The 23277-nt window shown below is 27.7% G+C and carries 16 protein-coding genes and 1 pseudogene; 15 read left to right on the top strand and 2 right to left on the bottom strand.

Features of this window, described 5'->3' with window-relative positions; translation table 11 throughout:
* Positions 1 to 7: 7 nt before the first annotated feature.
* Both H8923_RS10250 and H8923_RS10255 read left to right on the top strand, forming a co-directional pair.
* On the top strand, positions 8 to 676 hold the full coding sequence (locus tag H8923_RS10250) for a hypothetical protein (protein WP_153924509.1): 669 nt from the start codon (positions 8 to 10) through the stop codon (positions 674 to 676).
* A gap of 289 nt (positions 677 to 965) precedes the next feature.
* Positions 966 to 2009, top strand: a complete 1044-nt coding sequence (locus H8923_RS10255) for a PTS sugar transporter subunit IIC (RefSeq protein ID WP_153924512.1) — start codon at positions 966 to 968, stop codon at positions 2007 to 2009.
* A gap of 137 nt (positions 2010 to 2146) precedes the next feature.
* On the opposite strand, the pseudogene H8923_RS17830 reads toward H8923_RS10255, so the two are convergent.
* A pseudogene (locus tag H8923_RS17830) lies at positions 2147 to 2323 on the bottom strand (response regulator transcription factor); the annotation flags it as partial.
* 299 nt (positions 2324 to 2622) lie between these two features.
* Here H8923_RS17830 and H8923_RS10265 point away from each other — a divergent pair.
* The 3 genes from H8923_RS10265 to H8923_RS10275 all read left to right on the top strand — a co-directional run bounded on the left by H8923_RS10265 (position 2623) and on the right by H8923_RS10275 (position 4483).
* Positions 2623 to 3306, top strand: coding sequence for an ABC transporter permease (locus H8923_RS10265; protein WP_243139886.1), 684 nt, complete (start codon positions 2623 to 2625; stop codon positions 3304 to 3306).
* Between the two features lie 221 nt (positions 3307 to 3527).
* On the top strand, positions 3528 to 3956 hold the full coding sequence (locus tag H8923_RS10270) for an N-acetyltransferase (RefSeq protein WP_153924520.1): 429 nt from the start codon (positions 3528 to 3530) through the stop codon (positions 3954 to 3956).
* Between the two features lie 116 nt (positions 3957 to 4072).
* Positions 4073 to 4483 carry a peptide deformylase gene (locus H8923_RS10275; RefSeq protein ID WP_153924523.1) on the top strand — a complete coding sequence of 137 codons (411 nt, stop codon included), beginning with the start codon at positions 4073 to 4075 and terminating at the stop codon, positions 4481 to 4483.
* A gap of 213 nt (positions 4484 to 4696) precedes the next feature.
* On the opposite strand, the gene H8923_RS10280 is transcribed toward H8923_RS10275, so the two are convergent.
* On the bottom strand, positions 4697 to 5938 hold the full coding sequence (locus H8923_RS10280) for a helix-turn-helix domain-containing protein (RefSeq protein ID WP_153924527.1): 1242 nt from the start codon (positions 5936 to 5938) through the stop codon (positions 4697 to 4699).
* Positions 5939 to 6145: 207 nt separating this feature from the next.
* On the opposite strand from H8923_RS10280, the gene H8923_RS10285 reads away from it, so the two are divergent.
* The 10 genes from H8923_RS10285 to H8923_RS10330 all read left to right on the top strand — a co-directional run bounded on the left by H8923_RS10285 (position 6146) and on the right by H8923_RS10330 (position 22824).
* Positions 6146 to 7564 (top strand): MFS transporter, encoded by a 1419-nt coding sequence (locus tag H8923_RS10285; RefSeq protein WP_153924530.1) that lies wholly within the window; start codon positions 6146 to 6148, stop codon positions 7562 to 7564.
* 45 nt (positions 7565 to 7609) lie between these two features.
* Positions 7610 to 9376, top strand: coding sequence for a glycoside hydrolase family 3 protein (locus H8923_RS10290; RefSeq protein ID WP_153924533.1), 1767 nt, complete (start codon positions 7610 to 7612; stop codon positions 9374 to 9376).
* A 314-nt stretch (positions 9377 to 9690) separates the two neighbouring features.
* Positions 9691 to 15681 (top strand): M60 family metallopeptidase, encoded by a 5991-nt coding sequence (locus H8923_RS10295; RefSeq protein WP_153924536.1) that lies wholly within the window; start codon positions 9691 to 9693, stop codon positions 15679 to 15681.
* A gap of 60 nt (positions 15682 to 15741) precedes the next feature.
* Positions 15742 to 18591, top strand: coding sequence for a DUF5011 domain-containing protein (locus H8923_RS10300; protein WP_153924538.1), 2850 nt, complete (start codon positions 15742 to 15744; stop codon positions 18589 to 18591).
* A gap of 119 nt (positions 18592 to 18710) precedes the next feature.
* A complete protein-coding gene (locus H8923_RS17835) occupies positions 18711 to 18926 on the top strand; it encodes a response regulator (protein ID WP_187127923.1) in 216 nt (71 codons plus the stop codon).
* 337 nt (positions 18927 to 19263) lie between these two features.
* Positions 19264 to 19464, top strand: coding sequence for a cold-shock protein (locus H8923_RS10310; RefSeq protein WP_147539668.1), 201 nt, complete (start codon positions 19264 to 19266; stop codon positions 19462 to 19464).
* Positions 19465 to 19691: 227 nt separating this feature from the next.
* Complete coding sequence (locus H8923_RS10315) at positions 19692 to 20192, top strand: CarD family transcriptional regulator (protein WP_153924541.1); 501 nt, start codon at positions 19692 to 19694, stop codon at positions 20190 to 20192.
* Between the two features lie 598 nt (positions 20193 to 20790).
* Positions 20791 to 21222 (top strand): LytR/AlgR family response regulator transcription factor, encoded by a 432-nt coding sequence (locus H8923_RS10320; RefSeq protein WP_153924544.1) that lies wholly within the window; start codon positions 20791 to 20793, stop codon positions 21220 to 21222.
* Between the two features lie 26 nt (positions 21223 to 21248).
* Positions 21249 to 21500 carry a LytR/AlgR family response regulator transcription factor gene (locus H8923_RS17840; RefSeq protein WP_153924548.1) on the top strand — a complete coding sequence of 84 codons (252 nt, stop codon included), beginning with the start codon at positions 21249 to 21251 and terminating at the stop codon, positions 21498 to 21500.
* 16 nt (positions 21501 to 21516) lie between these two features.
* Complete coding sequence (locus tag H8923_RS10330; RefSeq protein WP_153924551.1) at positions 21517 to 22824, top strand: sensor histidine kinase; 1308 nt, start codon at positions 21517 to 21519, stop codon at positions 22822 to 22824.
* Positions 22825 to 23277: the final 453 nt, after the last annotated feature.

The following is a 23277-nucleotide window of genomic DNA, read 5'->3' on the forward strand; positions in this document are numbered from 1 at the left end:
CTAGTTAATGAGTAGTAATATAGTAAAAAGTGAAAAATGGTACAAACCTTATGATCCTATTATATGGATATTATTAATAGTAGTTTTTGTTTCTATTTCTACATATGAAGCAAATAGTAATGGATATGATGGAAAAGAAATTCTTTTTAACAAGGATATAACAACAATAAAAGAAGCTATTGATGAAACTAATAAAATAATAAAAGAAAAATATGGTGATAAGTATAAACTTTATAGAATATCAGGATATTCTAATAATATATATAGCGGCATAAATATACAACCAAATTTAGATATATCATATTTGAAGGTAAAAGGTTTATCGAAAAGACAAATAGAGTATAACGTAAGTTTAGAAGATAATAGAATACAAAGTACTTATAGTACAATGAATCCTTATCTAGATAAAGAGATTAATTTTAACTATAATCCAGAAAAACTAGATATAGATAATATATTAGATATAGTAGAAAGTAAAGTTAATATGGAAGAAGTCAGAAATGGATATGAGCCATATTTGAATTTTAGTATATATGATAATGAAATGGATATAAATGTTGGGTATTATAAAAGTATGAAGAACTCTGGAGTTGATTATAACTCAAGTGTTGACTATAGGTTAACTGTGGATTTGAAAACACAAAATATAAAATCAGAAATTATGAGTACGAAGTAGTATTTATAAGTATAAATAATATTAGCATAATATCAAAGTACCTCTGTCAATTTTTACGACGGGGGTACTTTACTAGGTATTTTATTTCATAAAAGTTTTAAAATAAATATATATTATAAATTTTAACAATTAATTTTGAAGTAAATGTTAAATATGAAATATTGCATCTTAAATAGATTGATATAAAAATTATTAAAAAATTTTCTAAAAAAAATTTAATATAGACTATATATGTCTTTTTTTGTCGTTATTATATAAAAGTATTAACGATATTTAGGAGGATTTTTTAATGAAAGAAATTTTAATGGGGACAGGCTTACTACTATTAGTATTAGTTTTATTTACTTTATTTAGTTACAAAGCACCACAAGGTAGTAAAGCAATGAGCGGTCTTGCAAATGCTGCCGTTGCAAGTTTTTTGGTTGAAGCCTTAAACTTATCATTCTTTGGAGAAATATTAAACTTAGATTTATTTGCTAGAGTAGGTACGGCAAGCGGTTCTTTAGGTGGAGTAGCTGCAGGAATTTTAGTGCCTATGTCATTGGGCGTTTCACCAGTGTATTCTGTATTAATCGGTTTAACATGTCTAGAATTTAAAATACTTCCAGGATTTATAGCTGGTTATTTAATATCATTTATAGTTAAGTATTTAGAAAAGAAAATACCTGCTGGTTTAGATTTAATAGTTATAATAGTTGTAGCAGCACCATTAGCATATTTAATAGGAGATGTAACAAGTCCAATAGTTAATGGAACATTAGGAACTATAGGTTCAGTTTTAACATCTGCTTCTAGTGCATCACCAATAATCATGGGGATTGTACTAGGTGGATTAATAACAGTTGTAGCTACAGCACCTCTTTCCTCAATGGCTTTAACAGCTATGATAGGATTAAGTGGTGTTCCAATGGCAATAGGTGCTTTATCAGTATTTGGATCTACTTTTATGAACTATGTATTCTTTGTAAAAATGAAGTTTGGTTCAAGAGAAGATAACATAGCGGTTGCAATAGAGCCTTTAACACAAGCAGACATTATATCTGCAAATCCAGTGCCAATATATGTTACTAACTTTATAGGTGGAGCTATGTCTGGAGTTATAGTAGCATTAATGGGATTAGTAAATAATTCACCTGGAACTGCGACTGCTATAGCAGGTCTTGCTGTATCATTTGCGTATAATCCACCAATAAAAGTTATAATAGCTGCTATAGCATGTGCTATAGTATCAGCAATTGCAGGGCTTATAGGATATGCAATGTTTAAAAACTATAAAATAGTTACAGCTGACGAGATTAGAGGAAATAGAAATATAAAAGAAAAAATAGCTTAGTAAACATTTTATATAATAATAACCTATTATCATATGAGAACTATCTAGGTAAAAAATGGTCCTTAAGAACATTAGATAATATGCGATAGTACATAAAAAAAGGTCTTGTAATGATATATATATCATTACAAGACCTCTTATTTATTTTTATAATAAAATATAGCCAACTGAGTCCTATCTCTAAGATCTAACTTCTGTAGAATGTTAGTAATAGAATTTCTAACAGTACCCTCACTTAAAAATAAGTTACTAGAAATCTCCTTATTACTAAGGCCTTCAGCTACAAGAGTAATAATCTCTAACTCTTTTTGCGTAATACCAAAATCAGAAAAGTCTTTCTTATTAGAACTATTGATAAGTAATGGTAGTTTAGAAATTATATCATCACCAAATACATTTTGATCAGTATATACAGCCCTTAAAGAAGGTACTATACATTCAAAATTTTGTTTTATAATATATCCCTTAGTTCCTATTTTTAAGGCTTTTACTATATATTCATTATCAGAAAAAGTAGTCAAAAACAATATTTTCGCATTGGGATCTTTTTTCAAGATAGATTCACCTGAATCTAGTCCTGAGGATACAGATTTTAAAGAAACAAAAATCAATATTGCATTTTTCTTATAGTACAAAAGTAGAGGTAAGTACTTACCCTAATGGAAATATAATCAATACCAATTGCAAGAATTATTTTAATTATCTAGCATACTCAATGTTCGCAATATTAATTCTAGGAGTATCAGCAGTAACGATAACATTTAACAAAAAAGATTTAAAAATGAGAAATTTATCTTCAACATTAACTTTAAGATGTATGAGTTTTCAAATGATATTAGCAAATATAACATTTGCTATAGTTGTATGGCTTGTTATGATATCTGCTAGTTTTATAATGTATAAAAATTATATGTTTAGTGTAAATGGGTTGTTATTTCTTTTAAATTCATTTGTATTTTCAATGGCAGTATTAAGTATAAGTCTATTAATCGGAAATTTAGTTAATAGTAAAAATGCAATGTCGGCGGCTGCAAATGTTGTATCACTTGGGTGTTGTTTTATAAGTGGAGTGTTTGTGCCTCAAGCTTATTTAGGGGATACTGTTATTACTATAGCAAGGTTTAATCCTACGTATTGGTATGTAAAGGCTAATAATGAAATATCAATTCTAGTTAATTATAGTAAAGAGAATCTAACTCCAATAATTATGAGTATATTAATAGTATTTGGATTTACTTTGGCAATATTAGCAGTAACTTTAGTTGTTATGAAGCAGAAAAGGATTAGAAATTATTAAAATAAATTCATAGATATCATTTTATAAAGATAACTCATTTTAACAGAACATAGTATTAGAAGCTATAATAAATATAAAATTAAGTGCCTTAGTGTGATTAATACAATTGCTTAGGGCATTTTTTAGTGTAAGGATAATATAGAATTATATATGTACCTAGTATCAATTAATCTTAAATGATAATATTAAATACATAAGATATTGAGGAGGAATTAGTTTATATGATAAGAGATCTAGAGAACAAAGATATAGATAAGATAATGAATATATGGTTAAAAAGCACTATAAAAGCACATAATTTTATAACTAAAGAGTATTGGGAAAACAGCTATAATGATGTAAGGGATGTATACATACCTATGTCGGAGACTTTTGTATATGAAGATAAGGATGATATAAAAGGTTTTATAAGTATTATAAATAATGAATTTATAGGAGCATTATTTGTGGATATAGATTATCAAGGTAATGGAATTGGGAAATATTTAATAAATTATGCTATAGATGAATATAAAAAGTTAAATTTAGCAGTATATAAAGAAAATAAAAAATCAGTAGAATTTTATATTAATAGAGGGTTTGAAATTATAAAAGAGCAAATAAATGAAGACTCTGGACATAGTGAATATATAATGGAAAAGACTATATAAGAGAACTTTCTTTTACCATGGTAATAATTATAATAGTAATATTGTAAATTTTTTAGCTGAATTTAAGAATATAAATTATGATGAAGTTAAAAGGAATCAGAAAGGTTGGAATACATATGATAAAGACAATTGTAAAGGATATATCATTTTTAAAGCAAAAATCAGAGTTAGCGACAAAAGAAGACGTAGAAGTTATTAATAATTTAATAGATACATTAAAGGAAAATTTAGATTATTGTGTAGGTATGGCAGCTAATATGATAGGAGTAAAAAAACGTATACTTGTATTTGTTGCAGGTAATATGATAGTTCCTATGGTAAATCCAATTATACTAAAAAAAGAGAATCCATATGAGGCAGAAGAAAGTTGTTTATCTTTAATTGGTTTTAGAAAAACAATAAGATATGAAACCATAGAGGTAGAATACTTAGATAAAAATTTTAACAAGCATAAACAAATATTTACAGGATTTACTGCACAGATCATCCAGCATGAAATAGACCATTTTGAAGGAATAATAATATAATAAGAACAACTAAAAAGGAAAAAATGTATTTGAATGGGCTATTAATAATAGCAAGTTAATGAAGAAGATGACGGATATTAATGGAGATAGTATAATTAGAGATAATACTCACTTAGTAATGGATACAATTTATTGGCAAAAGAATTGATTTGTTACTTTGATAGCGCACTATTTATTTGATTAATATATTTAGAAAAAGATGCTAGCTTAATATTAGTTAGCATCTTTTTTAGATTTATGCATATCAGCCCGATACTTAGTAGGTGACATATTAGTAAAACTTTTAAATAACTTTGAAAACCAACTTAAATCATCAATACCAACCAAATGGGAAATTTCTTGTATAGTCATATCAGTATAAGTTAGCATACGGATTGATTCCTCAATTCGCTTTTCTTGGATATATCTTGTTATAGTATTACCCGTTTCCTTTTTAAACTGGCTAGATAAAAATGAAGCATTTTTTTCAATAGCATTTGATATAGTTGATAAAGATAAGCTACTTTGCAAATTAAAGTTAATATATTCTATAGCAGCACGCACTGTATATGAGTATTCCTTTAGGTTATAATTTGAAACTAAGATGCTATACCTTTTTAATACTTTATAAGGCATTTTTATTAATCGAACTCTATTTGATTCAGTTTCTATTTCTAATTGATTTTTTAGAGATAGTTGCCTTACTTGAGCTGGAGATATAGGCTCCTTTAGCAGCTCAGATTCAAACTGTGTATTTAAAATATATAAATTACTTTTTATTTTTTCTATGGATTTATCTTTTAATATGCCAGTTAATTCAAGGTAATCGCTTAATATTTGAGTAGCATCTTTTCCAAATCGGATATATTTAAATATATCATCTAGGCAAGATTTATATTTTTTATGATATTGTATATAAAATTTTGAATCATCATCATAATCATAACTGGTTACTTTAGGTTTATTCTTAGAAAAATCTACATAGTACAAATTTGAAGGATCATAATTCGATATAAATGCTCCTAAAAGTGAATGCAAAGTTAAAATTACTTTTATAGAATCTGCAATAGGAAGCGAATTATAATATACTGAAAAAGTTTTCCTTAATGTTTCAGGTAAATGATTTTTATTTAATAAGTTAACTATGTATTCATCATTAGGTTCAATTTCTAAGAATGGACCAATAACTAATATATCATTTGATATTTCTTTTGGAAAAGAAAATATTATTGTTGTAAATTCCATAGCACTTTGTACTATACATAAAGCTCCTTTCTTCATTTGAGAAAGATCATCTAAATTATAATTATTTTCATAGTTATAATCTGGCCAAATTATTCTCCTAAATTCAATATCAAGATAATTAGTAAAATCAAAAACATCACGTATTTTGGTAGCACTAATATTAAATGAACTATCTAAAACAGAATTAATTAAGTTGTAAATATCATCGTAAGTAAACTTTGTTATAAGCATTTTTCACCGTCCGTATAAAAAATAATTTTTTAACAAGATACACAAAAATTACACAAATATATGTGAAATTTATTATAACATAACTTTAGAATACTAGTATATAATCAATTGGAAATAAGAAATAAGAAAATAATAAATTATTAAAATATGAAATGATAACGTTTTTAGATGGAGTAATAAGGATTTCATATTTAGGGGAGGCAAGAAATGAATTTAAGTGAAGCAAAAAATTTAAATTATGCACAAAAGCAAGAAAAGCCATTTGGAATAAAAGATAAATTAGGATATCTTTTTGGTGATTTTGGTAATGACTTTATGTTTATTTTTGCAAATATGTACTTCATGATATTTTATACAAAAGTATTAGGTGTAAGCGCTGCATTGGTTGGTACATGTTTCTTAGTAGCAAGATGCGTTGATGCTTTTACAGATATAGCTATAGGTCGTGTCATAGATAAAAGTAAATCAACAAAACATGGTAAGTTCCGTTCATGGATAAGAAGAGTAGCTGGTCCGGTTACACTTATGAACTTCTTAATGTATCAACACAGCCTAGCAAACGCTTCCATGATGGTTAAAATTGGAGTGATGTTTGCTACATACATATTATGGGGGTCAATATTCTATACAGCAATAAATATTCCATATGGTTCTATGTCATCTGTTATGACAGGAGATACAAAAGAAAGAGCATCTCTTTCTACATGGAGAACTCTTGGAGCATCATTTGCAGGGATAATAATAGGAGCCTTAACACCTCAGTTAATATATAGTGCAGATGCTGCTGGAAATCAAATAATAGATCCACAAAGATTTACATTAGTAGTAGGTGTATTCTCTATAGCTGCATTTATATGTTATATGTTATGTTTTGCATTAACGACTGAGCGTATTAAGCCAGACGTTAAAGAAAATCAGCAATCTCTTTCTTTAATAGATACATTTAAGTCATTAGCAACAAATAAAGCTATGCTTTCTATGGTAGCAATATCAACAGTATTAATATTTAGTACACTTATGGGACAAACAATAAATACTTATTTATGTATAGATTACTTTAACAATGTAAATGCATTATCTACGATAAGTATGGTATCACTACCAATATATCTATTAGTAGGAACACTAGCCGCTAAATTAGCAGATAAATTTGGTAAAAAAGAAGTGTCTACAATAGGTTTAATGATAGCAGGAGTAATATTCTTAACTGCGTATTTTATGAAGATAAAAAATGCTTATACATTCATAGCTATATATGCTGCAGCAACATTAGGAACATGTATATTTAGTATGCTATCATGGGCATTTATAACAGATATAATAGACTACAATGAATTAAAAACTGGAGAAAGAAATGATGCAACTATATATGGAGTATATTCTTTCACTAGAAAATTAGGACAAGCGGTAGCAGGTGCTGTTACAGGGTATGCACTAACACTAATAGGATACAATTCACTAGCAGCTACTCAAGTTGAAAGTGTAAAGATAGGAATTTATTCATTAAGTACATTATTCCCTGCAGTTTGTTACATACTTGCAGCGTTATTACTTATGTTCACTTATCCTCTAACTAAAAAGGTAGTTCAAGAAAACGTAGCTAAGTTAGCTAAATCACGTGGATAAAAATATTTTAAATAATAGAATAAAAGAAAGTTGAGGTAGAATAAGATGGTAAATTTAAAAGCAAAACCGTACTATTTAGATGAAGAAGGTATATCGTGGGTTGAAGAAACTATAAAATCTATGACATTGGAAGAAAAAATAGGTCAACTTTTTGTAAATATGGGATCTTCAATAGAAGAAGACTATTTAAAAAACGTATTAGAGCAATATAAATTTGGAGCAGTAAGATATAATCCAGGAACTGCAGAACAAGTTTTAAATCAAAATAGAATATTACAAGAAAACTCAAAAATACCTCTATTAATAGCTGCTAATGCTGAAACTGGCGGTAACGGAGCTTTTATGGGTGGTACAGAAATTGGAGCACCTATAAAAATAGGCGCAACAAGAGATGCTAAATATGCTTATGAAATGGGGCGTGTATCTGGTATAGAATGTGCTGCCATAGGCTGTAATTGGACTTTTGCACCTGTTGTAGATATTATGATGAACTGGAGAAATCCTGTTATACAAACTCGTACATTTGGTCAAGATGCTGACTTAGTTTTAGAAATGAGTAAGGCATATATGAAAGGTTTCATGGAAAGTAATGCGATATGTGCTATGAAACACTTCCCAGGTGATGGTGTAGATGAAAGAGATCAACATTTATCAAACAGTAGTAACTCATTATCTTGTGAAGAGTGGGATAATACATTTGGAAAAGTATACAGTGGGATGATAGATGCTGGTATACATTCTATAATGGTAGGGCATATAATGTTACCTTCTTACGAAAGAAAATATAATAAAGACTTAAAGAATGGTGAAATACCGCCAGCTACTTTAAGTAAAGCTGTATTAACAGATTTATTAAAAGGACAACTAGGATTTAATGGATTAGTTATAACTGATGCTTCTCATATGGCTGGGTTAACATCTAGAATGAAAAGAAGTGATATGGTTCCAGCATCAATAGCTGCTGGTTGTGACTTATTCTTGTTCTTCAATGATCCAGATGAAGATTTCAAATATATGATGGATGGATATAAAAATGGAATAATAACAGATGAAAGATTAAATGATGCTATAAGAAGAATACTTGGAACAAAGGCATATTTAGGACTTCATAAAAAAGATAAAAAAGATATAGTTCCTTTTAAAGAAGGTTTAAGTGTTATAGGTAGTGAAGAATTCAAAAACATAGCTAAAGAAATATCTGATGAAAGTATTACATTAGTTAAAAACGTTGATAAATCAATGCTTCCAATTTCAGTTGAAAAAAATAAAAGAATATTACTTATAGAACAAGAAATATCTAACCCAATAATGGCAATGTTTGTAGGGTCTGGAAATAAAAAGACATTTACAGAGTATGTTAAAGAAAAATTAGAAGCTGAAGGATTTGAAGTAACTATATATGAATCACCAATAGATAAAGTTAAAAAGGTTAGTAAAGAAGAAGCTGGAAGAATAATGATGAATGCATATTCAGCTAAATCTCCTATAACTGATTTAACTGATAATTATGATTTAGTAATACAGTTAGCAAGTATAAATAATGCAGGTGGAACTACTCAAAGATTAGAATGGAAAATGAGCAAAGGAACGCCAGATATACCTTGGTATGTATATGAATTACCTACTATATTTGTTTCTTTATGTTCACCATTCCATTTAGCAGATGTACCACAAGTTAAAACCTATATAAACTGCTATGATAAAAATGAGCATACATTAGATGCATTAATAGAAAAATTACTAGGTCGTTCTGAATTTAAAGGAGTAGATCCTGTTGATTCATTCTGTGGATTAGAAGATACACGTTGGTAATATAATAATAAAAACACATTGATAATTTTATCGATGTGTTTTTTTATTATATTATAAATTTTTATGTAGATTATTATAAGGATTTATATAAACATATCGATATATATTGTATATAAGATTTAATAAAAGTAATAAGCAAAGATAAATAATTATTTATACTTACTTATAAATAGGTATTAAGATACAAAATTTTACAATTAGCGACTAATTTATATTTTTTGGGGGTATATATATTAAAATATAATGGGAAATTTTACCTAGGAATATAAATAGAATTTAAATAAATTACAAATTAATAAAGGAGGATTGAGTATATGAAGAAAAAAATATCAAGTGTGTTAGCTGCAAGTTTGATTGTAGGTCAAATGCAGGGGATTACATTTGCAGAAAATGCAACAAATATTAATGATGTTGATATTAATAATGAAAGTATATCACAAGATGTAGATATAATTGATATTGATAAAGATCGAACTGAAGAAATAGAAACATATGTAGATGGAGAATTAAAAGAGGATAACTCTATAGAAGAAGAGACTACAGATAAAGTAAATACTGACAAAGATAATTACAATCCAAAAGGAAAATTAGAATTAGATTTAAATTTCAGTATGCCTATAAAATATACAATAACTGATACTACAAATATATCTGTAACAATAAGACATAACAATGGAAAAACTGAAACTATTAAACTTGGATCTGATCAAAAGAAAAATGCTACAGAATCAGGGATATCATATACTTTAGAAGCACTAAATAGTAAAAGAGAAAATTTAAAACCTGGTGATGATAATTTATCATTCTATCACTTAACATTTGAAGATTTAGAGTTAGGTTCATATTCAATTGAAGTATCTGGAGATGGATATGAAACAGCAGTTATAGAAGATATAGATATAACTAATTATTCTAAGAGAATCTTAATTGGAACAAGTGATAATAAAATAATTTTAGATGATAAAGGAACAGAAGACACATCAGATGATATAAAAGAATATTATCCAGGTGTGTTTTTAGCTGGAAATGTAACTGAAGATAATTTAGTAACATACTCAGATTACGATGAATTAAAAAGTAAAATAAAAGGAATGGCAAATTTAGTAGCTAAAGGAAGCGATAAAAGGTTTGATTTAAATAGAGATGGAAAGATTGACATAACAGATTTAACATACATTCATCAAAATATTGATAAAGAAGTCAAAGATGTTGAGATTTTAGATACAGACCCTATTATAAACCCTGAAAATGTTGAGGTAGAATTATCTGAAACAACAAAGCTAGATGAGGGTACAGATATAAAGGATGTACTAAAGGACAATGGATCTAGTATTACTTTAAAGACTGCATCAGAGGCACCTGTAAGTAAAGAAAATCCTCTATCAATAAAATTAAATTTAAGCGGTACAACTAGACAAGCTAAGACTACAGAACAGATAGTTATAAGTGCTCCAAGTCAAAGTGCTCCAAGTCAAAGTGCTCCAAGTAATGGTAATGTAGTTATTCCAAATGCAGGAGAAAATGGCACTGATTTAGTAGTTGATTTTAATGAGAAAAACTTGAAGCAATCAAATGTAAGAACTACAAACGATGATTCTCAAGACGAAATAGTTATCGACTTAGGTAAGCAGGTTGCAGTAAGTGAGATAACTATAAATGTTACTGGAAGTAGAGGTAATAAGAATTTAGCAGAAATATCTAAGGTTGAGTTCTTGAATAATGTTTACAAAGAGATACCAAAACCTAAAATGAATATACCAGTTATAAATAACTTCACAAGCTCAACGGCCGTTGGAAATGAAGCAATGACATTAGGATGGAATCATGAAACTAATGTAACTGGATATGAACTAAAGGTTCAAGAGCTAGATGAAAAAGGGATTGTTAAATCTACAAAAACATATAAAACAAGTGAAAATACATTAAAAATAGAAGGCGTAAATGGATACTCAACGTATAGAGTTAGTATACAATCACTTTCAGGAGATTGGAAGAGCGGATATAAGGATGAACAAGAAGATTATAATGAAAATACAGTTGGAATTACTAACTTAGAAACTACCTCAAATGATAAAGATGGAATACCTGATAACGTAGATACTAACTATCAGCCACAAGCATGGAACTCTAATACTGGTATATTAGAGAAAAGTGCTAATGGAGAAGGTGGAAATAAGTTTGGATCTGACTCTATAGTAGAACTTCAAGTTATACCAGAAACTGCGCCAGAAGGACCTGAAGGTATAAAGATTGAAGGACAATATAAAGGACTTAACGTTAGCTGGAAGAGCCATAAAAAAGCTAAAGATTACGATTTATACTACAGAAAAGTTGGAACAGGTGCTTGGATAAAGGCAAATGACCCTAATGAGCCTAAGTACGAAGATTCTAACACAGAAAATAATATACCTGATGGTGTTGCAAATTTAAAGCCAGAAGAAAAGCAGGATAAAGATGAATTAATAAGAGCAACAACTTATAATATAACAGGATTAGAAGATCAAGCTACTTATGAAATAAAAATGACTGCTACTAACCATCATGGTACAGGAGGTTTATCTCAAACTTATGTAGGATCTACATCTAAGTTGATTCCACCAGAGGTGCCTAATTATAAGCTTATAAATACTCCTAATGAAAATGGAGAACTTACTAATCATATAGAGAAAGTTGAACTTAAGTCAAATGATTCAATTTACGTTGGAACAGGCGTAGAAATGTTTGATAATGACTATAGTACAGCATTTATTAGAAAAGACTGGTGTGGTGGAGTAAGTTATGACAGAGAAATGCCAAGAGTAACTTTTGATAAAGAATATAAATTTGACACTATAAGATTCGCTGTAAAATTAGAGAATCCAAATATGCATACTTTACCTCATCAAGCTAGATTAGACGTTTACAATGATAAAGGAGAAAGAATAAAAATAGTAAACTCTAAAAATGTGAATCATATAAGATCTGAAAATGGAGTTAGCTATGTACAAGTTAAATTAAGTGAACCAGTTACAGCAAAAACTGTTGCTTTAAAGGCAGATGTATATGGTGGAAAATATGTAAGTATGTCTGAAATGAAATTCTATCATTATGACAGCTTAGAGGAAGAGGTAGATGCGTTATTTAAAGATGACTTAATGTTAGAGCTAAATGAAGATGTAACTCAAGAAAAGATAGATGAGCTTGTAAAAAGAGCTAAAACTATGGATTCAGTAAGTATGGAGTATCACCCGAATCAAACTCAAATATTAGATGATTTACAAAGAGCACAAGACTTATTAGATGATGCTAAATTAAATGATAAGATAATAAATCTTGATTCTGAGATAAGAAATACAAAGAATACAATAGGTCAATCAAATAATTATCAGGCTCTAGGTGTAGCTGTAAAGCCAGGGGATAAAGTTAATATATACATAGGATCTTCAAATAAAAATACTAAGTTTAATCTTAATATAACTCAACACTATGCTGAAAGTGGAACAGCTGTACAAGGGTATAGTCAGCAGTTAAGTGTAGGTAAGAATGAGATAACTATACCAGAATCAGCATTTAAGATGGATTATGAAAAAGGCGGTAACTTATACCTAAGTTTTGCTAGCAATTACAGTGATAATCAAAAAGTACAAGTTCGTGTAAGTGGTGGAACTGAAATACCTCACTTAAATTTAAATAATATTATAGATGATGCATCTAAAGAATCGGAAGCAAAAGATGCTATAAGGACTTATATAAGAGAATTAAAGTCATATGTGAGTACTTTACCAGACAGGTATCCAAAGACTGGAGATAAAGTAAATAATATATATACATATGATCCTGAAACTTCTATATTGAATAGTACAGAAATAGAAGGAGATAGAATAACACTTTCTCTTGCAGCAGATAAAGTACTTAAAGGGATAACAGATGGATTATCTACTGAAGAGGAACAAGTAAATAGAGTATATGATACATTACTTGCTTGGGAGCAATTAATGAAGGTGTCTTATGTACAACAAGGTTTACTTGAATCACCAGTTGACTTTGATGGAGATGGTAAAATAACTAATACTGCTTTAACAGAACTTAATGGAAAGAGTGAGCAACAATTCTTCAATGATAATAGAGCGCCTAGAAACCGTATAAATATCAAATATCAAAGAATGTTTACAGGAGCATTTATGTATGCAGGAAGTCATCATGTTGGTATAGGATATGGTTCAGTAGCAGATATGATGAAAGGAGTACCATTTAAGTTTGATGCTAACGGAAACTTAGTTAACAAAGATGAAGCATCTCTATTTGGATGGGGTATAAACCACGAAATAGGACATGTTCATGATGCAAAAGGCTTAACTTATGTAGAAGTTACAAATAACATATTAGCACTTATAACTCAAACATTTGATGATGAAGATGCATCAAGATTAGAAGGAGCATATGACCAAGTATATGATAAGGTAACATCAGGAAGTGTAGGACTTGCAAGTTCAGGACTTGTTAAGCTTGGTATGTTCTGGCAGTTACACTTAGCTTATGATCAAGATAATACTTATAAGATGTTAGATATAAATACTGATGGTGACTTAACTAATGATACATTCTATGCTAAGTTATACAGAGTTACTAGAGAAAAGGGAATAGCTGAAAATGAAGCGGGTCATGATAACGTAGCTCAAACATTTGTAATGAGATCATCAGATGCAGTGGGTAAAGATTTAAGAGAGTTCTTTGAAAAGTGGGGGATAGTAGCTAGTCCTAAGACAAATGAATACTTAGACAAGCAAAACTATCCAAAAGAAGATAAGGCAATTTACTATTTAAATGATAATGCTAGAAGAAAGAGGCTTGAAGCTACGAATAGTAATAATCTGAGTTCTTTAGTAATGGCAAAGAATACTAAAGTAAATGCTTCATTTGGAACTGATAAAAATGGAAATGAAATAACTGAAAAGACTTATCTAAACCAAAAGGAAGTACCATTAGAATTAAGTGTAAATAAGGATTCTAATAAGATTCTTGGATATGAAATTATAAGAAAAGAATCTACTTCAAGTGGAACTAAGGAAGTTGTATCTGGGTTTGTTGAAAGAAATGCTGATGGTGACGTAACTACTTATACAGATGTTATAGATGCAGTAAATAATAGAACATTCGGATACAAAGTTAGAGCTTATGATTATGATTTAAATGTAACGGAAGTAACAGAAATCGGTACTGTAAAAGTAAGTCATGATGGAAGTATAGCTAAATCTGATTGGAAGTTTGATACTAACACAAGAAGTGTGGAAGATGTTGCTGATGAAAATACAGGACATGGTCAAGTTGAAAATGGATCAATTAATAAGATAAAAGATAATGATAAATCTACTGTATATAATGCATCGAAGACTACTAATAATAGCGGACAAACAATGGGCGGAGATCCATATGTAACAATTGAAATGGATAGAAGTAAGCCTGTAGTTGGACTTAAGTATACTCCAGGAACTACAGCTAAGAAGAAGTTCTCATTAAAGAGTTTATTCAGTAAAAATAAAGAAATTACTTATTCTCCAATAAGTAATTATGAAGTTTATGTAAGTGAGAACGGAAGTACATGGACAAAAGCTCACTCAGGTAAATTTGATACTAATAAAGAAAATACAATTTACTTCAATGAAAATGGAAATAGTGATAATAGTCAATTATGGTCATATGATGCGAAGTACGTTAAGTTAGTAGCTAAAGGTGCCTCAACTATATCTATAGCAGAACTTGATATATTAGGTCCTCAAGGTGACAATATAGAAATAGGAATAGATAACAATGACCAAGTTTATAAAAATGGAGTAGGTAGATTAAAGTCAGATTATAAATATGCTGAAGGTAAAATTATACCAGAAGGTTCTATAATAGTAACTGGAGAGTATAAAGGAGATCCAGCATTTAACATACCTTTAGTATTAAATGAAGAAGATGAAAACTTTGCACGTAACGCTGGGGTACTTTTATTAGCCAACTTACCAGAAAATTCAGAGTTAGGTGAAGTTGCAGAGGGTAACTGGCTATATTGGATAACTCCGGATCAACAAGCTGAAGAGGGTAACGTAGAAGGAAAGCAAATTAAAGGTGAGCTATATAGATATAACAAATTAGATTCAAATAATGCTCCAGTTGGACAAAGATTAGTAAGTGATACTTTCTTAGTAGATTTACCAAATGATTTAAATGATTTACCACAAATAGATTTAAATAATAGTAAATCAAGAGCATTAAAATCTTCTTATGATAAAGTTATAGAAATAAATAATGAAACAATAAAAAAGGCTTCGGAAAATAGATAATAAATAAAAAGGGGCTATCTCTTTTGAGGTAGTCCTTAACAAATAGAAAGGGATGAGCTAATGACAAAATTAAAACCATCAGTAAAAGCTGCAATAGCATCAACATTGGTATTAACATCGACAGCGGCTATTGCTTGCGCAGTTCCTAAACTGACGAATGAAAAAGCTACTAGCGCAGAACATCAATTAAAGTTAGATGTTGAAAGAGTTGATAGTGATACAGTAAAAGTTGCAATAGACAATATACAAGATATACCTAAAGCTATTCAATTTAGTATAAAACTAGATGGAGCAACGTTAAAGGACGGAGAAAATAGTATAAAGGATCTAGTTAAAAAAGAAGTTGAAAAAAGGTTAAAAAATGATGAATATTTAACTACAAGTAATAGTATACTAACAGATTACACTTATAATGAAGTAAAAAATACTATAGATGTTTTGATAACTTCTGAGAATTCATTACCTAAGACTGAAAATAAGTTAGAGGTATTTGAACTAGATATTAAGGGATTATCAGATAGCACTCAATCATATAAAGTAGTTCCAAATAATGAAAAAGAATATAAATATGTAAGTAATACAAATAAAGAATACAATGATTTAGTTGTAACGCATGAAAATAAAGATATAACTATAAATACAGCACCAATAATAACTTCAGAAGAAAGATATATAAATATAGTTGAAGGTGAAAAACTGGAGTTGACACCTAAAATACTAAAAGAAAAAATAGGTTTAGAGATGCAACATGAAGATGGTGTTGAAAATTTAACTCTAGAAGTTAAAAAGGATAATAAAGTAATAACAGAGTTTACTGAAAATACACCAGGTATATATGAATTAGAAATTACAGCAGTTAAGGAGAATACTATAAAGTCAGAACCTTTAAAAATTCAAGTAAATGTAGCTTTAGACAACGTAACTAAGCCTCCAACTATTACTATGAATGAAGAACAGTTAACTGATATTACTATATCTGGAGGAAGTATATTCAAACCACTTGAAGGTGTCAAAGCAGTAGATAAAAAAGGAAGAAATGTTGATGTTGACGTTAAAGTAGACAAGGATCTTGACTTAGACCCAGAACAAAATACTGACTATGTGTTAACATATACGGCTACTGACATTTATGGTAATAAGGCTACAAAGCAAATAACATTAACAGTAGTAGCAAACCAAGCTCCGGTTATATTAGGTGTTAAAGATCATACTATATCTGTTGGAGATAAATTTGATCCAATGAATGGAGTAACTGTAACTGATGAAGATAAGAATATAGAATTAAAGGTTGATAGTAACGTAAATACAAATATTGCTGGAGAATATAAGGTTTCATATAGTGCAACTGATAGCAAAGGAAAGGTTGCTAGAGCACAAAGTAAGGTGACTGTAAATCCAAAATCAGGTATAATAAATAGAATACCAACAATCATAGCAAGTGATAAAACTATAAAAGTAGGAGATAAGTTTAATCCATTAGAAGGTGTAACCGCAAATGATGAAGAAGAAGGAGATTTAACACATCGTATAAAAGTCGTGGCGAATGACGTAGATACATATACGGCAGGAACGTATACAGTTAAGTATCAAGTAGCTGACAGTAAAGGAGCAACAACAACTAAGGAAATAACTGTAACAGTTAAATCTGATATTGTTTTAGCGAAGAATATAGCAATAAATAACAAGAGTGATAATAAGGTTTATATAGGTGGTTCAAAAACTATAACTGCATCTGTTGATGAAAATGCAGATTTAAAGGAGATAGACTGGAAAATAAGTGATTCATCAATAGCTGAGTTAAGAATTGTTAGAAATGAAGCAAGAATAACTGCGAAATCTAAGGGTCAAGTAACTTTAACTGCATTAACTACTGATGGAAGTGATTTATCTGATACAATAACTATTAATGTATCAATCTTTGAAGAAGATAGTGAAGTGCCATCATATGTAAAAGATGTAGTAGATACTGATGTATTAACCCCAGTTTCGGGATTAGGTATTGAGGAGTCTCCGATAGAGTTTGAAGTTAAGGATGTAACTGTAGATAAGTTAGATAAATTCTTAGATAATTTAGAATCATTAGATTATGAACTTATTTCTATTAATCAAGATGATGACTTTACTATTTACAAGATAAAGGTATCAAATAAAGGTAGGATATTTAGATTATTTAAATCTACAGAAGATACCTACATAAGTATAAAGGTAAGTAAATCTTTAGATAATGCTAATGAAATAAATGATAGATTAGAAAAGTTAGCTGATAAAGGAACTGAAAAGCCAGTAAATAGTAAACCAATTATATTTATAGAAGGACTAAATACTAATATAACTGTAGGTGATACATTTAATCCATTAGATGGAGTAACTGCATTTGATGAAGAAGATGGAGACTTAACAGATTCTATAAAGGTATCAGGAAAGGTAGACACAACAAAATCAGGTAAATATACATTAAAGTATACTGTAAAAGATTCTCAAGGTGAGGAAAACTCAATCACAATAGATATAACAGTATCTGAAAAAACAGGAAAACCAGAAGTTATTAAGGGTGAAAAACCAGTAATAAAGGTTACAAGCTCAATAGATACTATAACAGTTGGAGATAAGTTTGATCCATTGTCTGGGATATCAGCATATGATAAAGAAGATGGAGACTTAACAGCATCTATAAAAGTATCAGGAAGTGTAAATACATCAAAAGTTGGAGAGTATAAATTAACTTATACAGTAGAAGATAAAGATGGAAATGTTTCTACTTTTACAAGAATAATATTTGTAAAAGAAAAAGTTATATCTACAAATGAAAGTAATAATCCTAAAACTGGAGATAGTTCTATACTAGGATATGTTAGTATATTTACTATAGCAGCCGGTGGATTATTTATAAAAAGGAAAAACTTAAAATAAGTTGAGAAAGTAAAAATAAAATAGAATTAAATATATATCATAATTTTTTAAAGAGATATTGGATTAAATGCCAATATCTCTTTTATTATTACTTAGAAAATTACTTTTAGTGATATTCTATTGATAATTTTGAAACTGCAGAATCATTTTTATTTCAATGGTCACATTACGATAAGTATGATGGCATATTTTTAGATATAATGATGACTAAAATATCAGGAGTAGAATTATCTAATATAATTAGAGAAAAGAATAAAGACGTTGAAATTGTGTTTGTAACAGTTTTTTTTAATATGCACTACATGGATATAGAGTTGGCGAATTACAATATCTAATAAAGCCTATAAAAATCAGACTTATATTTATGTTTATATAAGTACTAGATAAAATTAGTGATAAGTGTGAAGTATCTACACTAATTATAGATACACCCAAAAAAATTATTAAATTAAAATATAAAGAAATACATTATTGCATAATGTTTTTTACTTATATAGATATTTATACAAGTTCAGGAAAAATAACACTAATAAAAAATAAGTGAAATAGAAGATACACGTTGGTAATAAAATAATAAAGGTATCTATTTGTTAAAGTATGTGTTATAATAAATATTGTAGCGATACAAAATGAATGAAAAGTCTTTATATAGGCTTTGATAGGAGAAGTTATATGAATAACGGAATAGTAAAATGGTTTAACAGTGAAAAAGGTTTTGGATTTATATCAGTAGAAGGTGGAGATGATGTTTTCGCACATTATTCAGCAATACAAACTACTGGATACAAGACATTAGAAGAAGGTCAAAAAGTAAGCTTTAATATAGTTAAAGGTGCTAGAGGTCCTCAAGCAGAAAACATAACTATATTATAATAATATATATTGTTTCGGAAAGATCCTAAAAAGGATCTTTTTTTATATATAAAGCTTTTTGATATAGATATATTTAATATGAAAAATAGTTCAATACTGAAGGATACCTTGCTAATACACAGATTATTCCTAGCATAGTGAGGAGTACAACTTGAGGAATTTAAGTCCATCAATCTTAGTAAATTTCTATTTTTTGAATAATAAAATAAAGATGGGAGATGTGAAGTATGTACAAAATTGGAGAGTTTGTTGTTTATGGTAGTGAAGGTGTATGCGAAGTAGAGAATATAACGCAACTTAATATTTCTGAAATTAATAAAAATAAGACTTACTATATATTAAAGCCAATGCATGAAAATGGAAAGGTGTTTGTACCTATAGATAATAATATCTTTATAAGATCAGTTTTAAAATATGAGGAAATTCAAAAATTAATTGAAGATATTCCGACAATAGAAAAAAATAAATGCGATACAAATAATATAAAAGTATTACAAGACCGCTATAAGAAATTATTAAAAAACTACGAGTGTATAGACTTATTAACTGAACTAGTAAGCCTTAATGAGAAAAAGAATAATTTAATAAAAAATAAAAAAAAGCTTAATCAAGTAGATGAGAAATTCATGAAAATAGCTAAAGGATTGCTAGAAGATGAATTTTCAATTGTTTTAGGAATACCTAAAGAAGATTTAGAGACATATGTTATAGATAAAATAAATAAATAAAAATACTAGAAGTATAATTTTGATAGGAATACATTAATTTAAAGTTTAAGTATTTTAAAGTTTTAAATTTACTTCTAAGAATAAAAAAGCACATTGGTAAAATTATCAATGTGCTTTTTTATCTAAATTAATAAACTTAAAATATTTCTCAAAGCGTTACTAAAGAAAAATAAATATTTTATTATCTTATTGTATGTTTATTTAGATTATTATAAATATTTATATAAAAATATCGATATACATTATATAATATTTAATGAAAATGTATAACTAAAATAAATAGCTATTAATGTTTATAACTTATGAGTAGAAACTTAGACACAAAATATTACAATTTAGGACCATTCTATGTATTTTTCGAATATATATGTTAAAGTTAAAATGTAAATTTATGATTAAAATATAGATAAGAGTTAAATAAATTATAATTAAATTCTATTATATCTATAGACATACAACACTTATTATGCAATACATATAACAATAAGACATAAAATGAGGAAAACTGAAACTATTAAGATTAGATATGATCAAAATAAAATTAATACAGAACCAGAGATATTATATATTATCTAAGATATAGGAGGTAATTATATCAATGAATATAGCAGCATGTGAGGATCAAACTTTACAGCTTGATTTGCTTAATACTCAAATTAAAAACTGGGCTAAAGAAAAAAAAGTTAATATATCGATTGATAATTTTATAAATGCAGAGTCATTCCTATTTCAGTGGTCAGATTATGATCAGTATGACATAATCTTTTTAGATGTAGAGTTGGATAAAATGTCAGGAATTGAATTATCTAATATAATTAGAGAAAGAAATAAAGTTGTTGATATTGTTTTTGTTACAGGATTTTTTAAATATGCGCTACATGGATATAGAGTGGGGGCATTGCAGTATCTAATAAAGCCTATAGATAAATTGGATTTATATTTTTGCTTAGATAAAACTATGGATAGAATAAACAATAAAGATGAATCATCAAAAATTATTATAGAGACACCAAAAAAATTATTAAATTAGATTATAATGAAATACATTATTGTATAATGTTTTCTCCATATATAGATATTCATACAAATTCAGAAAAAATAACATTAAGAAAAAAAATAAGTGAAATAGAAAAAATTTTACCTAGTAAATATTTTGTGAGATGCCATAGGTCTTATATAGTAAATGTAAAGTATGTGAAATCAATACTAAAGAATAGTGTATTATTAGAGAATGGAATTGAAATACCTATAAGTAAAGGTAAGTATGAAGAAATAAATGATAGTTTTATAAATTATATTTGTGAATAAGGTTTAAGTAATATTTATGATAAATTTGTGTTCAGTTGAAAGGATAAATGACTTTATAAGTTCATTTATATTAATCTACATTTTTAATAAACTTATGCCACCTAAAAATGATAAATATAGTAAAGTATGTAGTATAGTTACCATTATATTTTATACTTCAATATCATCAACTAGAATGATAAAAATGATTTATGAGGTAGACGTTAATAAAATACTTATTTTTATTTTAAGTTATAATATTTTAGTATTGATGTACCCTCTTCTATTTAGAAGAGGAAGAACATGTGAGAAGGTTTTTTTTTCGGTATTTTACATTGTTATTATGTCAACAGGATATTTTACAGTCAATACATTATTATCAGCATTATTCAATTTAACATTAGGTGAAATGATGACTTCTGTTGGTTATAAAATATATATAGCTACAATATTAAATAAATTGGTTCAATATTTACTTGTATTAACTTTTTTTAATAATATAGATTTTCTAAGATATATAGAAGATAAAACATTATATGTACGAGTAATTATTTTAATTTGCAATCATATATTATTATTTTTAATAGAGAGATATCTAGTTTTAAATGAAATTAGTATAGGTATGTATACTATAATTATTGTATTTATATTTTGTATTATAGAAATATTCTCAGTATATACTTTAAATATGCTATATAAAGAATCAGAAGCTAAATTTATACTAGAAATGAACTTAAAGCGTAAAATACATGATGAAGAAATTATTGATATGTATAAAGAAATTATAGGTTGGAAACACGATCTTAGAAATCATATAAATATGGTTGTAGGTTTATTAGAAGTAGGAGCGAGTGAAGATGCTATTTCGTATATAAAGGAGATAAATTCTAATATTAATAAGCTAGATGGAAATATATATACAGATAATATAGCTGTAAACTCTATACTGTCAAGTAAGATGAAAATTGTAAAAGAAAAAGGTATAAGAATAAACCTAGATATAGATTTAAGTTCAGAAATAAAAATTTCTAATTTGGATATATGTATTATATTAGGAAACCTATTAGATAATTCAATAGAAGCATGTGATCTTATTGATAAATATAAATATATAGATTTAAAGATGATTTCAGAAAATAATAGATTAATAATTAAGATAAGTAATAGCACCAATGGATATGTAAATGAAGTAAATGGAAGATTTTTAACTACAAAGCATAGTCCTATGAATGGAATTGGATTGACTCAAATAGATAGTGTAATAAAAAAACACAATGGATATATTAATAGGAAACATGAAAATAGTATATTTACTACTTATATAATGATACAATATAAAATTTAAATATAATATAAAGTTCAGTTATAAAATATAAGAAGATACTGTTTAAAGGCGGTATCTTTTTTATATGCAAATAAATCTATTACACTAAGATAAAGGATTTTAAATTAAGAATGCCACAGTTTATGTAATTAGTGATAAATGGATTACAAGAATGATATAATAAAAACAATTATACAATCATTTTATAATATGAATTAAACAAAAGGGAGGAATTCGTATGGGAGATGTAGTGTTTATAATTTATATCAGTATATCATTGATTTTTTTTGTATATAGTATAATATCGTGTAAAAAGAAAAGTATCATCTATACTATACGTAGTGAAAAGATAAATGTTTTAAAAGATGATTATTATAATTTACAATTATTATTTTGTATATTCAATTGTATTTTATTAATATTAGAAAGTGTAATTATTTATAATAAAACGAACACAAGTCTTTTTGTATGTTA

It is taken from the genome of Romboutsia faecis, assembly GCF_014323405.1.
In the GTDB taxonomy this organism is placed as follows: Bacteria; Bacillota; Clostridia; order Peptostreptococcales; family Peptostreptococcaceae; genus Romboutsia_E; species Romboutsia_E faecis.

Coding starts and splice junctions, on each gene's coding strand:
- H8923_RS10250 (WP_153924509.1), top strand. CDS start 8: ATGAGTAGTAATATAGTAAAAAGTGAAAAATGGTACAAACCTTATGAT.
- H8923_RS10255 (WP_153924512.1), top strand. CDS start 966: ATGAAAGAAATTTTAATGGGGACAGGCTTACTACTATTAGTATTAGTT.
- H8923_RS10270 (WP_153924520.1), top strand. CDS start 3,528: ATGATAAGAGATCTAGAGAACAAAGATATAGATAAGATAATGAATATA.
- H8923_RS10275 (WP_153924523.1), top strand. CDS start 4,073: ATGATAAAGACAATTGTAAAGGATATATCATTTTTAAAGCAAAAATCA.
- H8923_RS10280 (WP_153924527.1), bottom strand. CDS start 5,938: ATGCTTATAACAAAGTTTACTTACGATGATATTTACAACTTAATTAAT.
- H8923_RS10285 (WP_153924530.1), top strand. CDS start 6,146: ATGAATTTAAGTGAAGCAAAAAATTTAAATTATGCACAAAAGCAAGAA.
- H8923_RS10290 (WP_153924533.1), top strand. CDS start 7,610: ATGGTAAATTTAAAAGCAAAACCGTACTATTTAGATGAAGAAGGTATA.
- H8923_RS10295 (WP_153924536.1), top strand. CDS start 9,691: ATGAAGAAAAAAATATCAAGTGTGTTAGCTGCAAGTTTGATTGTAGGT.
- H8923_RS10300 (WP_153924538.1), top strand. CDS start 15,742: ATGACAAAATTAAAACCATCAGTAAAAGCTGCAATAGCATCAACATTG.
- H8923_RS10310 (WP_147539668.1), top strand. CDS start 19,264: ATGAATAACGGAATAGTAAAATGGTTTAACAGTGAAAAAGGTTTTGGA.
- H8923_RS10315 (WP_153924541.1), top strand. CDS start 19,692: ATGTACAAAATTGGAGAGTTTGTTGTTTATGGTAGTGAAGGTGTATGC.
- H8923_RS10320 (WP_153924544.1), top strand. CDS start 20,791: ATGAATATAGCAGCATGTGAGGATCAAACTTTACAGCTTGATTTGCTT.
- H8923_RS17840 (WP_153924548.1), top strand. CDS start 21,249: ATGTTTTCTCCATATATAGATATTCATACAAATTCAGAAAAAATAACA.
- H8923_RS10330 (WP_153924551.1), top strand. CDS start 21,517: ATGATAAATTTGTGTTCAGTTGAAAGGATAAATGACTTTATAAGTTCA.